Here is a 13,443-nt window from a genome sequence, read left to right as displayed (position 1 = left end):
TGAACCGTAAAAAGGAGTAGCTCGGGGATCGCATGCCGGCATGCGCCCCCTGCTCTGGATCAAACCTTGTTGAACAGGCCCAGCTGGGCAATTTTGCTGAACGCCAGCTGCGACGCTTGCAGCATGGTTTGCTGCAAGGTCAGCCGGGTCAACACTTCAGCCGGATCGGAGTCGCGGATCGACGATTGAGTTTGGGCATTGGCCAGCACCAGCGCCTGGTTGGTGTCGCTCTGGGTATCCAGCGCCGAGCCGCGACCACCGACCGAGCTCAAACCGGCAGACACCTGATCAATCCCGCTAGCCAGGTTGGCCATCCCCGCTGACATCGCGGCGATCTGTTTCTGGGTCGCTACCGGGTCACCGGTGGTCGGCGTATTCAACGCCGATTTCAACTGGCTCACGGTGTCCAGAATGTTCTGGGTTTCGTGAGTGTTGACCGCCACGGCGAATTGATCACCCGTTTCCAGCGGATCAGCCACGGTGTTATTCAGGGTGAAACTGACGCCCGACGCCGTCGCGACGTTGCCTACCATCGTGCCGCTGGACACTGGCTTGCTGTCGGCGGTGACGGGTGCGGCATAGAGGTCGAAATCGGTGGCACTGGTGAATTTCAGGACCGCCGAACCACTCGGAAAACTGGCGTTGTAAGCGGCCGGGTCGGTGACGGTGGTGCCAGTCACTTGGGTAGGACTCGGGTTGCCCGGGCTACGCGCGGCGTTAAACGTGTCCGGTTTGGCCCCCAGCGTGAAGCTATGACCAGTGAGTAGCGCTGCGCTCTCGCCGGCATTCAGGTTGACGTTGAGGGTCAGATCGACGCCGCGAAAACTCACGGTCTGATTCGTGCCGCTGCCGACCACGCCATTCTGGCTGGCTTCATTGGTCACGTCGTCGCCGTTCGCGGCGGTGATTTTCAGCTGCGTGCCGCTGACGAATTCCACGGTGTACGGCTCGCCGCTGCGAAACTTGCTGTTGAACGCCGTGTTCGACGTCACCTGGCCGTCAGACAGGGTCGCACGGCTGTCAGCCGGAACCGGCGCGGTCTGCGTAACCTGACTGCGATTGGTGTTGATTGCCTGCTGGAACACTTCCCAACCGGTGCTGTTGGTAGCCATCGACATACTGTCGCCGACCGGCAGATCCAGAGTGGCCTGATCACCGTTGTAGGTGTAGGTGCCGTCGGTGTTGCGCGTGAACGGCACGGTGTCGCCCTTCGAACCGGCAAAGATGTACTTGCCGTTTTCGTCCTTGCTGTTCATCAGGCTCAGCAGCTGCTCTTCGATCTGGCCCAGTTCCGAGGCGTTGGCCTGACGGTCGGCGTCGGTGTAGCCGGCGTTGTTGGCGCCGATCGCCAGTTCCTTGGCACGCTGCAGAACGTTGTTGATGCTGGTCATAACCGATTCGGCCTGACCCAGTGTTGCTTTAATGGTGCTGGTGTTGGCCGCGTACTGATCCAGCATCGAAGCCTGCTGCCCCAACTGCAACAACCGCGAAGCGCCGACCGGATCATCGGCCGCCGTGTTGACACGAACCAGGCTGCTGGCCTCTTCGCTGCTTTTAACGATGTTGGCGAAATTCTTCTGATAGTTCGCAGCCGTGGACTCGTAAAACTGGGCGGTAGAAATGCGCATGGACTACGACTCCTTAAAGACTGTTGATCAGTGTGCTGAAAATGGCTTGCGCGGCTTTGATGATCTGCGACGACGCCGTGTAGTACTGCTGGTATTTGACCAGGTTGCCGGTTTCCTCATCGAGGTCGACACCCGATACCGAATCGCGTGCACCCTTGGCGTTGGCCAGGATTGCGCCGGTCGCGGCCGTATCGAGCTTGCCTTGCGCCGCTTTGGAACCGACACCTTCGACCAGTTTGCCGTAGGCATCGGTCAGGGAAATACCTTTGCTGGCGGAGCCTGTGTCTACGGTCTGCGCGGTTTGCAGGCCGGCAAGCGCAGTGCCGTTGCGGTTGTCCAGCGTGCCCGGCTGGCTCAGTGAAACGTTGATCGCGGTGCCCTTGCCCGGCGAGCCGGCAACGGTCATGTCGAAGCCTACGGTGTACTGCGCGGCCGGTGGCGCCGGCATAGGCGCGCCCGAGGCGTCCTTGAGCGGAATATTCAGGCTCAGGGTGTTGTTCTGGCCAGGCTTGATGCTGCCGCTGCTGATGACGCCGCCCTTGGCATCCAGAAACTGGTAAGTCTGGCTGGTACCGTCAGCGGAGACATCGCCAAAAACGATTTTGGTCGGCGTGGAGTTTTTCAGGCCGGTCTGCATCGCAGTGGTGATGGCCACGTCGTCGATGTCGAATTTGGTGGTCAGAGTCGGCTGACCACTGGCCGGAATCGACAACGTGCCGCTGCCGCCGGCCGCAATGGCGGCGCCCAGCGGTGCCGCGATGGCCAGACGCTTGGAGTCGGTCATCTCGGTCTTGATGGTGGACGCAGCGTTGCGCGTCGGGGTGATCTTGAACGTGTCACCGGCCGCAGCGGTACCGCCGGCCAGCTTCAGGGAGAACCCGTCGATCACCGGTGCCGGCGTGGTCGCGGTGCTGTAAGAACCTACCGCCGTGTTGCCCGGCAGACGCTGCACGGTGTAGTCGGTTGCACTGGTAAACGTGACCTTGTAATCATTGAGGGTCAGCTTGCCGGTGTCCTCGATGCTGACCTCGAAATTGCCCGAACCGACGCTGTTGCCGATGGTGGCAACGCTGCGCTGCGCCATCTGTGCGGCGCTGTTGATGCCGCTGAACAGGGTCGAACCAAAGTCACCGTTCTTGTCGATGCCCTGGGCCTGGATCGTGTTCATCTGGTCTGCAACGACCAGCGCCACCCGACCCAGTTCGTTCATGGCCGGGTCGAGCACGGTGCTGCGATAACGCAACAGACCGCCAATCTCGCCGCCGGTCATGATCGAGGTGATGTCGACGCTGCTGGCACCGCGATTGAGCTGCAACGCGAGGCGACCCGGGTCGTCCTTGCTCGGCACGGTTTCCAGTTTGTTGACGGTGTTGCCCATGACCAGCGGCTGACCGCTGCCCAGGTAAATGTCGAGGCTGCCTTCACGTTCCACGACCTGCGCACCGGTAAAGGTCGACAGCTGGCGCACGGTTTCATTACGGGCATCGAGCAGATCGTTCGGCGTGCCGCCGGCCCCGGAGACTTCGGAAATCTTCTGGTTCAGTTGCGCAATGGTCGTGGCGAGCTTGTTGACCTGATCGGCCATGCTCGTCAGGTTGCCGTTGATGTTGGCATTCTGCTCGTTCAACTGCGAAGAGACCGAGTTGAAGCGATTGCTCAAGGCCTGCGCGTCGCTCAGCAGCAACTGGCGGGACGCGTCGTCACCCGGTTTGGCGTTGACGTTTTGCACCGAGGCAAAAAATTTGGTCAGGGCGCCGTTCAGGCCGGTGCCGCTGTCGGACAGCAGTTTGTCCAGCGGCGTGACCTGGTTCAGGTAGGCAGCCGAATCGCTGTTCAACGAAGTCGTGGTCTGCAGCTGCGCATCGAGGTAGCTGTTGTACACCCGACGCACATCGGCCAGGGTCGTGCCGCTGCCGATGAAGACGTTGCCATACTGCTGCGAGGCTTTGGTGCCTTGCACTGTTTGCTGGCGTGAGTACCCGGCGGTGTCGACGTTGGCAATGTTATTGCCGGTGGTCATCAATGCGGATTGGCCAGCGGCCAGACCCGACATCCCGATATTGAGCAAACTCATGGTTCAGACCTTATGCCTAGTGCCTATAGAGGCGTGGTTGAAGCGCCCGCTGCAGCGTAGTTTTGGTAACTCGTCATCTGCTTGGCTATCTGCGAAATCTTGTTCGCGTAGTTCGGGTCGGTTGCGTAACCGGCCTTTTGCAACTCGCGTACAAACTGTTCTGGGTTATCGGCCGACTTCAGCACATCTTGATAGCGATCGTTGCTTTGCAGCAGCGTTACCAGGTCATGGAAACTGTCTTTGTAAGAGTCGTAGGAACGGAACTGCGCCGTCTCCTTGACCATCGCGCCATTCCTGAATTCGCTGGTAATGGCGCGTGCCGAATCACCCTTCCAGTTGCTGCTGGCCTTGATGCCGAACAGGTTGTGGCTGCTGCTGCCATCCTGGGCGCGCATGACCGATTTGCCCCAACCGGTTTCCAGCGCAGCCTGGGCCACCAGATAACGCGGATCGACGCCAATGCGCTCGGCCGCTTCCTTGGCCATTGGCAGCATGGTGTTGACGAATTCATCCGAGGAAGTGAACGCTTTCTTTGCCGGCGCCAGCGGAATTTGCGCAATGGCGCGCCCGTGAATCTGCAGGCCGGGATTCGCTGCCGCTTGCGCGTTCGCCAGCCAGTCGCCGTTGTACAACGCGCCCGTGCCGGTGGCGGCTGCGGTGCTTTCCGGCAACGGCGCCTTATTGACGCTTGCAGCGTTCACCGTGGCCGACGGCACCAGACCGGCGAGCAAGCGATCGGCCAGTTTTGGCGGCAAGGCCAGGCGACGCTGATTGATCAATTCCATGTCGTTGCGATGGCCGCCCTCGCCCGCCGCTTGCGGTGCATTGACGGCACGCGAAGCCCACAACGGACGCTGGCCATTGATGCGCGACAACGGGCCATCGGTGCCGACCGTGCCGGCAGCGATCGGCGTATGGGCTGCCGCTTTCGCCGCTTCCTGCTTGGCCGCGGACAGCGTTGCCGCTTCGCCCGGTGCCAGCGGTTTGTTCTTCGACATCTGACGCATCAGCACGTCTGCCAGACCAATGCCGCCGCCTTCGCGGGACATCGAAACGGCCAGCTGCTGGTCGTACATTTCCTGGTACTGCTTGGCCGCCTCGGTATTGAGCGGATTGTCCTGGCCGAGCGTGTCGGTGGCCGAACGCATGGACTTGAGCATCTCGCCAATAAACAGCGACTCGAATTCCTGCGCCACCTTGCGCATATTGCCGTCGCTGTTCTTGTCGCCGACCTTCAGCTGGTTCAAGCGATTGAGGTCCGAGTAGGAACCCGAATCGTTGCCGCTGACGCCCATACCCTTGCGCATATCCATGGTCGTCGTCCTCAGATCACGATCAGGTCGGCTTGCAACGCACCGGCCTGTTTCAACGCTTCGAGAATCGCCATCAAGTCACCTGGCGCTGCGCCGACCTGATTAACCGCTCGCACGATTTCGTCGAGGGTAGTACCCGGGCCGAACTTGAACATCGGCTTGGCTTCCTGTTCCGCGTTGACGCGCGAACGTGGCACCACGGCCGTCTGGCCATTGGACAGAGGCCCGGGCTGGCTGACGATCGGGTCTTCGGTGATGGTCACGGTCAGGCTGCCGTGAGTGACGGCGGCCGGCGAGACCTTGACGTTCTGGCCGATCACGATGGTGCCGGTGCGCGAGTTGATGATGACTTTCGCTACCGCCTGACCCGGGTCGACTTCAAGGTTTTCGAGGATCGACAGGTAGTCGACACGCTGACTCGGATCGAGCGGCGCACTCACACGAATCGACCCGCCGTCGATGGCCTGGGCCACGCCAGGGCCGAGCAATTCGTTGATCTTGTCGACGATGCGTTTGGCGGTGGTGAAATCGGAGCGGTTGAGGTTCAGCGTCAGGCTGTTGCCCTGGTTGAAACCGCTCGGCACTGCCCGTTCTACCGAAGCACCACCGGGAATGCGACCGGCCGATGGCACGTTCACAGTGATCTTCGAACCGTCGCGACCTTCGGCATCAAAACCGCCGACGACCAGGTTGCCTTGAGCAATCGCGTACACGTTGCCGTCGATACCCTTGAGCGGTGTCAGCAGCAAGGTGCCGCCGCGCAGGCTCTTGGAGTTACCGATCGAAGCGACGGTGATATCGACCTGCTGACCTGGCTTGGCGAACGCCGGCAAATCGGCACTGATCGACACGGCAGCGACGTTCTTCAACTGCACGTTGCCCGAGCCCGGCGGCACTTTGATGCCGAACTGCGAGAGCATGTTGTTGAACGTCTGCAACGTGAACGGCGTCTGCGTCGTCTGGTCACCAGTGCCATTGAGCCCGACCACCAGGCCGTAACCGATCAATTGGTTGGAGCGCACGCCGGAAATACTGGCGATGTCCTTCAGCCGCTCGGCTTGCGCACCGAACGCTGCAGACATCATCAAAGCGGCCACCAACAGGTGTTTAAGATTCAACGTAGCCACCTAGAAAGGGAACAGCGGGCTGAGGAAGAAACGGTCGAACCAGCCTGGCTGACTCGCATCGGCAAAAGCACCGGTGCCCGAATAGGTGATACGTGCATCGGCGACGCGGGTCGACGACACGGTGTTGTCGGTAGCAATGTCATCTGCGCGCACCAGGCCGGCAATCCGCACCAGCTCATCGCCAGTGTTGAGGGTCAGCCACTTCTCGCCGCGCACGGCGATGATGCCGTTGGGCAATACATCGGCAACAGTCACGGTGATCGAACCGGTCAGGCTGTTGCTCTGGCCGGACTTGCTGTCGCCGTTGCTGGAGCGGTCGGCGCCGTAGCCAGCGTTCAGGCTCAGGTCGCCGCCACCGATAGGGTTATTGGTGGTGAGGCTGGAGCCGAACAACGACGTGAGGCCGACACTGGTGTCGCTGCTTTTATCGATTTGCGAGTTGGCATTCTTGCTCGCCTGCGTGCGCTCGTTCAGGGTGATGGTGATGATGTCACCGACCCGGAATGCCTTGCGGTCGCTGTACAGGTTCTGTTCGAAACCGGCCTGATAGATCGAGCCGTTATTGGCGGCAGCCGGCAGCGGCGTGCGCGGCAACACCGGGGCGTAGTAAGGGTCATTCGGCTTGGGCGGCGGCGCGACGCAGCCCGCCAGCGCGGTAATCCCACTCAGTGCCAGAACAGATACAAAGCGATTCATGACCCTACCTCACGGTGTTGCTGGCGACCGCATGGCCGCCACATAGACTTGATTACAGATTCTGCGTTACGAACGAGAGCATCTGGTCGGCGGTGGAGATCACCTTGGAGTTCATCTCGTAAGCGCGCTGAGTAGTGATCATGTTGACCATCTCTTCAACGGTGCTGACGTTGGACGTTTCCAGAGTGTTCTGCAGCGTGGTACCGAAACCGGCGAGGCCCGGCGTGCCGACTTGCGGCGCGCCACTGGCGGCGGTTTCCAGGAACAGGTTGTTGCCCACGGCTTGCAGACCGGCCGGGTTGATGAAGTCCGCGGTTTGCAGGTTGCCGATCACCTGAGCAGCCGGGTTGCCGGCGACGGTGACCGACACAGTGCCGTCCTTGCCGACGGTGAAGGTCTGCGCATCGTTCGGAATGACAATCGCCGGTTCCAGCGCGAAGCCGCTGGAGTTGACGATCTGGCCGTTGGAATCGAGGTGGAACGTACCGTCACGGGTGTAGGACGTGGTGCCGTCCGGCTGCAGAATCTGGAAGAAACCGCGACCGTCGATGGCCATGTCCAACGGCTGTTCGGTGGTTTGCAGGCTGCCGGCGTTGAAGTTTTTCTGCGTACCGACGATGCGCACACCGGTACCCACTTGCAAACCCGACGGCAGTTCGCTGTCCTGGGTCGACTGGGCGCCTGGCTGGCGTTTGATCTGGTACAGCAGGTCCTGGAACTCGGCGCGGTCACGTTTGAAACCCGTGGTCGACACGTTGGCCAGGTTGTTGGAAATGGTCGTCAGGTTGGTGTCCTGGGCGGACAGACCTGTTTTGGCAACCCATAGAGCCGGAAGCATTCGATTCTCCTCGTGCGCCTGTTTAACGGCGCGACGTTGTGATGATTATTAGAGTTGCAAGACCCGAGCCATGGCCTGGTCGTCTTCTTTGGCGGTATTCATCATCTTGATGTGCAGTTCGAACTGCTTCGCCAGCGCCAGCACCGAGGTCATTTCTTCCACGGCATTGACGTTGCTCGATTCGAGAAATCCGGACACCAGTTTGACGTTGGCATCGGCTTGCGCCGGCTGGCCGTCCTTGGTGTGGATCGAGCCATCGAGGCCCTTGGTCATGTTCTTGAAATCCGGGTTGACCAGTTTGATCCGGTCGACTTCCGCCATCACGCGCGGGCCTTCGCCCATCGCACGGATGCTGACGGTACCGTCTTCACCGATTTCGATCTGCTGCTCGGGCGGCACGGAAATCGGCCCACCGTTGCCCATCACCGGCATGCCGTTGCCGGCGCGCAATACGCCGAGCGCATCGATGTTCAGGCTGCCGGTGCGCACGTAGCTTTCGCCACCATCCGGGTTCTGCACGGCGAGCCAGCCATTGCCCTGCACGGCGACATCGAGTTCACGTCCGGTTTGCACCAACGCACCTGGAGAGAAGTCAGTGCCCGGCCGTTCCGACAGCGCAAACGCACGCGCCGGAAAGCTGTCGCCAAACACCGGCATCGAACGCGCCTGCTCCAGGTCTTTCTGGAAACCGTTGGTAGAGATGTTCGCGAGGTTGTTCGCGTGAGCCTTCTGCGCCAGTGCATTCTGGCTGGCGCCGGTCATTGCCACATAAAGGTACTTGTCCACACTCATTCCTCTGCATGCCGGACGTTTGCCGTCCACTGCTGTACTGCTGAGCCTTAAGCAATTTGCAGACCAACTTTTATTTGACGGCGCAAGGCCCGGCAAATGCTGGGCGTGAAGGCAACAAGAGGGCTTTCAATGAATGGGACGAAGACGAAAAACCGGCGGTGTTATGCCGCTTCGCGGCAACCGGTCGAAAGATCGCAGCCTCGTTTCACTCGACAGCTCCTACGCCGCCCCCCCCCGGAGATCCAGAGCTTATGGATAAACCCTGCCCCTGTAGGAGCTGTCGAGTGAAACGAGGCTGCGATCTTTTGATCGTTAAACGGGGGAACCGCGGCGGCGCAAAGAGCACCACCGCAGAAAAACGAAGCCCGATTATCGCGCCTGATACCGGACGCGTCAGACGAAGCTCAGGTTGATACGCTGCTGTCCGTAGACCACCCGCGCCGCGGGCATCAGCTGGTGAGGGATTTCGACAAAGGGGATATCCGAGTTGGCCAGCGCAACGTCGATAAGCTGCACCATCAGTGAGTTCTTTCTGACCAGAATCACGTCAGACCAGTCGGTATTGGTGACCGCCACGGGGATGAAGTCAGAGCGCTTGATGAAACTGCTCATCGCTTCGAGCACGCCCAGGTTCTGCTTGGTGCCTTGCAGGCTATGACAGCAATCGTTCAAGAGGATGAAGCCATCGTCGGTCAGCAGGTCCTGGTAGTACATCAAATCGCGCAGGATGTATTCGTACTGATGATTTGCATCGATGTAAACCAGATCGAATTTGTCGATTTCGGTTCTTGTCTTGATTTCGTCAATCGCGGCAATGGTCTCGGCGCGGATGACAGTCACGTTGTCCTTGTCGGCAAACCTGCTCAGACATTCCTGATACAGAGTGTCGTACGTGGCCATGTCATGCATGGGGCCGCCATAGTAGTAGGCATACTTGTCGACCGAATCGACCCATGGCGGCAATTGATCAAAAGGGCTGTAGGCATCATTGGCAGCGGGGCTCCAGCTGTCGATCAGGACCATCTCTTTAGGGTTGAGCGCATTGTAAAGCTTCAGCGCGTTTTCGCCGCGCAACACGCCCAGCTCTGCAACGACTGGCTGCTTGTTGCACGCGTCAAATACCGCTTTGAGAAGGTGGTAAAAGGTTTCTCGGTAAGTAATACAGACTTTCATACCTGCTCCTGATTTTATGATTCCAGCCCTCGCTACGGCGCTAAGCACACGAGTGAGGTAGCCCTTGGGGTTGTATCGACTGCTTGGGTAACACGTTGAGCGGAGTTTCGAACCAGGTCGGCGGCTCCGGTCCACGGTGGATCCGTGAGGTCATGGGATCGCCAAATCAGGCCTTTGCCAATGCCTCGGCCAGAACCCCCACTACCCGTTCCTGTTGATCATTGGACAAACCAAGCCATAGCGGCAAACGCAATAAACGCTCGGAATATTCATCGGTGACATCCATCGAACCCTGCACTCGCCCATAGCGCGTTCCAGCGGGTGATGAATGCAGCGGCACGTAATGAAAAACGGTGTAGATGTCGTGTCTCTTCAGCTCATCAACAACCACTTGGCGATCCAGCCCGGGGGCGATGAGTACGTAATACATGTGGGCGTTGTGCTGGCAACTTTCAGGAACGATCGGGCGACGCAGTGCCCCTCGCAGCTCAAGCGCCGACAAAGCGTCATGATAATTGCCCCAGATGGCCAGGCGGCTATCGGTGATGGCTTGGGCTTCTTGCAATTGGGCCCATAGAAAGGCTGCCGTTATTTCTCCGGGCAGAAATGAGGAGCCCACTTCCTGCCATGTGTATTTGTCCACCTCGCCCCGGAAGAATCGACTTCGATCGGTGCCTTTCTCGCGGATCATCTCGGCGCGCGATGCCAGCGCCGGATCATTGACCAGCAAAGCCCCGCCCTCCCCCGAGATCACGTTCTTGGTTTCGTGAAAGCTGAATGCCCCCAGGTCACCGATACTGCCCAAGGCTCGACCTTTGTAGGTTGACATCACACCTTGCGCGGCGTCTTCAACGACAGCCAGTCCGTGCTTGCGCGCAATGGCCAGAATGCTATCCATTTCGCAAGCCACACCGGCGTAATGGACGGGGACGATAGCCCTGGTCTTTGGAGTAATCGCCGCCTCGATCAAACGCTCGTCCAGGTTCAGGGTATCAGGACGTATATCGACGAAAACCGGCACCGCACCGCGCAAGACAAATGCATTGGCCGTGGAGACGAAGGTATACGAAGGCATGATGACTTCGTCGCCAGGCTGGATGTCCAGCAGCAAGGCGGCCATTTCCAGCGCTGCGGTGCATGAGTGGGTGAGCAACGCCTTGTTGCAGCCCGTGTGCGACTCCAGCCAGCGGTGACAATGCTTGGTGAACGGGCCATCACCCGCAAGCATGTTGCCAAACTTGGCCTGGGCGATGTAATCCAGCTCCTTGCCGGTCATGTGCGGACGATTGAAGAGGATCGTTTCTTTGCTCATTGCAAACTTCCCTGGGCAGGCACCGAACTGAGCCGCCCACCTATCTGAGTGCCTGTATCAAGATTTTCATAAAAGTAGGGCGTGAAGCCGGCCCTCTTCATCGCCTGTTGAGTTTCACCGATATCGTATTCAACCCGATGCAGGACGAACGCTTCACCGTCCCATGTCGCAAAGGCTGCCCGAGAATCACCGTCACGCGGCTGGCCGACCGAACCGGGATTGCAGTAGACCTTGCCCTCGCCGCTCCACAAGTACTGCACGTGGGTGTGGCCAGATGCGAAATAATGGCCAGGCAACTGCGCGAAATACGCCTGCGAAGGCCGCACGTATTCGTCCAGCGGATCACTCCAGCCGCCATGGACGATGCTCACGCCATGCTCGTTTGAACGCTCTGCAAGTGAGCCAAGCCATGCCAGATTCTGCGCAGTGATGACGCCCCGCTGATAGTCCAGGCACGCATTGGCGCTATTGGAGCGGGGGCATCGCTCATTTCTGGCCAGGTACGCGTCGTGATTGCCCATCACGGAAAAAACATTGCGCTCGCGCAAGGCCTCGCAACACTCATTGACCTGGCTGTAATAACCGGCCGTGTCACCCAGACAGATAATCCGCGACACACCCAGCTCATCCAGCCTGGCAAGCACAGTGCGAAGGGCGCCGTAATTGCCGTGCACGTCAGAAATGATCCCGATCATAGACAATGAAATCCTCTATATAACGAACAGCGAACCCACTGCGAATGGAGGGCTGATGCAGTGTCTTGTTGTCGAGGTAATGATCCAGGCACATGGCGGCCTCGTTGTAACCAAATGCGCGACGTATCGAACTGGTCGAGGAGATGCGCGGATTGATCTCCAGCAGGCTCCAGATATTGTTGGTGCCACGACGGAACTGCAGATTGGTCGGCCCCATCGGCTTGAACGCTCGGCACAACCTGATGACCGTCTGATCCAGAGAGTCGTCCTGGTACACCCGAGCCTTGGCGGTGGACCCGTCTGAGGCCAGACTGCGCTGAAAATTGATGGTTGGGCCGGTGCCACCCTTGCCATCGCCAAACGCCGCCACGGTGAATTCGTCGGCGGCGCTGCCAATGATGGGCTGCGCCATAAGGTGCTCACCGAGCAGCGCTGCATGAGGTGTAAAGTCGCTCTCTTGGCGAACCCAGACCAACCCTTTGGAGGCATAGCTTCGGCGCGGCTTGAGCAGAAACGGCAGGCCCAGGACAGCCTTGAGCGTTTGAAAATCTCCGGAAAGAAAACTGGGAATACGGCTGGCATCTCCCAGTGCTACCAGCGCCTGGTCCATTGCCCATTTATCTCTGGAAAGGTTGATCAAGTGCTGATTGTTGAGCACGACCTGGCAGGCAAACGTGGCCAACAAAGCCCGGTTGTCCGACAGCCAATGAATATCCTGTTCGATCCCCGGAATCAGCAAGTCAACCTTGTGCCTGGCCACTGTATCGCTCAGCCACTGGCCGTACTCAGCGGCAGCGGTCAACGGCGCCTGCTCAAATGCATCGCACCAGCCGCGACCGACGGCGTCGTCGTAGATGTCAGTGCCCACCAGGCGAACCGAAGGGTCCGCGGCACGTAATGACTTGAGCAGGCCGTAGCCCATGATTGCCCCTACGCCAGTAACCATGACGGTCTTCAAGACAGATTCTCCCGGTGCGCTCTCATCAGTTCGAAGCCGCGGCGAATATCTATTCGCGGAATGAAACCGATTCGCTCGAACAACTCATGCGCGCAGTCAAACGGCGGCAGGTCGGGAATATCGTTTTTTTCCGCCAGGAAGCGAACATCCACCGGCTTGCCAAACGCCTGGTATGCGGCCTCGGCGATCTCGGAAAGACGCGGCGTTTCGGGATGGCCGCAGTTGTACAAACCGGTAATGCCCTGCTCTGCCAGCCGCGCACAAACCTCGGCAAAGTCACTCAGATGCAGGTAATTGCGCCTGGCGTCGTTACTGCCGTACAGCTCGACGGTTTGCCCAGCCTGGGCCTTGTCGGCAATGGCGTATAACAACGGTTGATGAGACCTGCACTGCTCGCCACTGTCGTAGACCTGACTGATGCGCAGGACACTCAACGCCATGCCACGCGCCTGGCAATACAGGCTCGCGACTTCTTCGGCATGGCGTTTGGACAGCGAGTAAATGCCGAAATAAGGATCCGTCGCCTGGTGGCAAGCCCAACGCGAAGACAACAGAATAAAATGACGCGCCCCGCACTGTTCGGCCAGGCGGCAGGCCGCCAATGTACCGACACTGTTGACCAGTTCGGCGCGAATCAGATCATCTGGCTGGTTACCGCCGAAATCGGCAGCGGCCAGCACAACCACGTCGAAGCGCTCGTCGCTGTTGGAGGGAGTCTGGCTACTTAGATCAAAGGCAATATCGGCATCGCGACGGCCCGCCAGCTTGACCTGACCGTAGCGCGACAACGCACAGGCGACTGCCTTGCCAACGGCCGAGGTACTTCCGATCACCAGG

Annotated in this window: 12 protein-coding genes; all 12 read right to left on the bottom strand. The window is 59.5% G+C overall.

Annotated features, from left to right (window positions below):
- Nucleotides 1-59: 59 nt before the first annotated feature.
- Entirely contained in the window at nt 60-1,628 is a 1,569-nt protein-coding gene (locus DU29_RS0111485) for a flagellar hook-associated protein 3 (protein ID WP_028621835.1), read from the bottom strand.
- A gap of 13 nt (nt 1,629-1,641) precedes the next feature.
- Nucleotides 1,642-3,702, bottom strand: coding sequence for a flagellar hook-associated protein FlgK (flgK, locus tag DU29_RS0111480; RefSeq protein WP_028621834.1), 2,061 nt, complete (start codon nt 3,700-3,702; stop codon nt 1,642-1,644).
- 23 nt (nt 3,703-3,725) lie between these two features.
- On the bottom strand, nt 3,726-5,015 hold the full coding sequence (gene flgJ, locus DU29_RS0111475; RefSeq protein ID WP_028621833.1) for a flagellar assembly peptidoglycan hydrolase FlgJ: 1,290 nt from the start codon (nt 5,013-5,015) through the stop codon (nt 3,726-3,728).
- An 11-nt stretch (nt 5,016-5,026) separates the two neighbouring features.
- The gene (locus DU29_RS0111470) at nt 5,027-6,100 is read right to left on the bottom strand and encodes a flagellar basal body P-ring protein FlgI (RefSeq protein ID WP_050483102.1); all 1,074 of its coding nucleotides are present in this window, start codon (nt 6,098-6,100) and stop codon (nt 5,027-5,029) included.
- Nucleotides 6,101-6,142: 42 nt separating this feature from the next.
- Nucleotides 6,143-6,838: a flagellar basal body L-ring protein FlgH gene (flgH, locus tag DU29_RS0111465; protein ID WP_028621831.1), complete on the bottom strand. Its 696-nt coding sequence runs from the start codon at nt 6,836-6,838 to the stop codon at nt 6,143-6,145.
- A gap of 52 nt (nt 6,839-6,890) precedes the next feature.
- Nucleotides 6,891-7,676 (bottom strand): flagellar basal-body rod protein FlgG, encoded by a 786-nt coding sequence (flgG, locus tag DU29_RS0111460; RefSeq protein ID WP_028621830.1) that lies wholly within the window; start codon nt 7,674-7,676, stop codon nt 6,891-6,893.
- A gap of 48 nt (nt 7,677-7,724) precedes the next feature.
- Nucleotides 7,725-8,462, bottom strand: a complete 738-nt coding sequence (locus DU29_RS0111455) for a flagellar basal body rod protein FlgF (protein ID WP_028621829.1) — start codon at nt 8,460-8,462, stop codon at nt 7,725-7,727.
- 399 nt (nt 8,463-8,861) lie between these two features.
- Nucleotides 8,862-9,641: a class I SAM-dependent methyltransferase gene (locus tag DU29_RS0111450; RefSeq protein ID WP_028621828.1), complete on the bottom strand. Its 780-nt coding sequence runs from the start codon at nt 9,639-9,641 to the stop codon at nt 8,862-8,864.
- A 166-nt stretch (nt 9,642-9,807) separates the two neighbouring features.
- Nucleotides 9,808-10,953, bottom strand: a complete 1,146-nt coding sequence (rffA, locus tag DU29_RS0111445; RefSeq protein WP_028621827.1) for a dTDP-4-amino-4,6-dideoxygalactose transaminase — start codon at nt 10,951-10,953, stop codon at nt 9,808-9,810.
- Nucleotides 10,950-11,648, bottom strand: coding sequence for a metallophosphoesterase family protein (locus DU29_RS0111440; protein WP_028621826.1), 699 nt, complete (start codon nt 11,646-11,648; stop codon nt 10,950-10,952). The genes rffA and DU29_RS0111440 overlap by 4 nt, the downstream gene beginning before the upstream one ends.
- Nucleotides 11,629-12,606 (bottom strand): ATP-grasp domain-containing protein, encoded by a 978-nt coding sequence (locus tag DU29_RS0111435; RefSeq protein ID WP_028621825.1) that lies wholly within the window; start codon nt 12,604-12,606, stop codon nt 11,629-11,631. The genes DU29_RS0111440 and DU29_RS0111435 overlap by 20 nt, the downstream gene beginning before the upstream one ends.
- Nucleotides 12,603-13,439, bottom strand: a complete 837-nt coding sequence (locus DU29_RS0111430; protein ID WP_161781288.1) for an NAD-dependent epimerase/dehydratase family protein — start codon at nt 13,437-13,439, stop codon at nt 12,603-12,605. Before DU29_RS0111430 ends, DU29_RS0111435 begins: the two co-directional genes overlap by 4 nt.
- Nucleotides 13,440-13,443 lie beyond the last annotated feature (4 nt).

Origin of the sequence: Pseudomonas sp. Ant30-3 (genome assembly GCF_000690905.1) — a bacterium.
Classification (GTDB): Bacteria; Pseudomonadota; Gammaproteobacteria; order Pseudomonadales; family Pseudomonadaceae; genus Aquipseudomonas.
The sequence above is the reverse complement of the archived record's forward strand: the minus strand, read 5'-3'. Positions and strand labels throughout refer to the sequence as shown.

Excerpts from the sequence above, each read along its gene's own strand:
- DU29_RS0111485 (WP_028621835.1), bottom strand. The coding sequence starts at position 1,628 with ATGCGCATTTCTACCGCCCAGTTTTACGAGTCCACGGCTGCGAACTAT.
- flgK (WP_028621834.1), bottom strand. The coding sequence starts at position 3,702 with ATGAGTTTGCTCAATATCGGGATGTCGGGTCTGGCCGCTGGCCAATCC.
- flgJ (WP_028621833.1), bottom strand. The coding sequence starts at position 5,015 with ATGGATATGCGCAAGGGTATGGGCGTCAGCGGCAACGATTCGGGTTCC.
- DU29_RS0111470 (WP_050483102.1), bottom strand. The coding sequence starts at position 6,100 with ATGATGTCTGCAGCGTTCGGTGCGCAAGCCGAGCGGCTGAAGGACATC.
- flgH (WP_028621831.1), bottom strand. The coding sequence starts at position 6,838 with ATGAATCGCTTTGTATCTGTTCTGGCACTGAGTGGGATTACCGCGCTG.
- flgG (WP_028621830.1), bottom strand. The coding sequence starts at position 7,676 with ATGCTTCCGGCTCTATGGGTTGCCAAAACAGGTCTGTCCGCCCAGGAC.
- DU29_RS0111450 (WP_028621828.1), bottom strand. The coding sequence starts at position 9,641 with ATGAAAGTCTGTATTACTTACCGAGAAACCTTTTACCACCTTCTCAAA.
- rffA (WP_028621827.1), bottom strand. The coding sequence starts at position 10,953 with ATGAGCAAAGAAACGATCCTCTTCAATCGTCCGCACATGACCGGCAAG.
- DU29_RS0111440 (WP_028621826.1), bottom strand. The coding sequence starts at position 11,648 with ATGATCGGGATCATTTCTGACGTGCACGGCAATTACGGCGCCCTTCGC.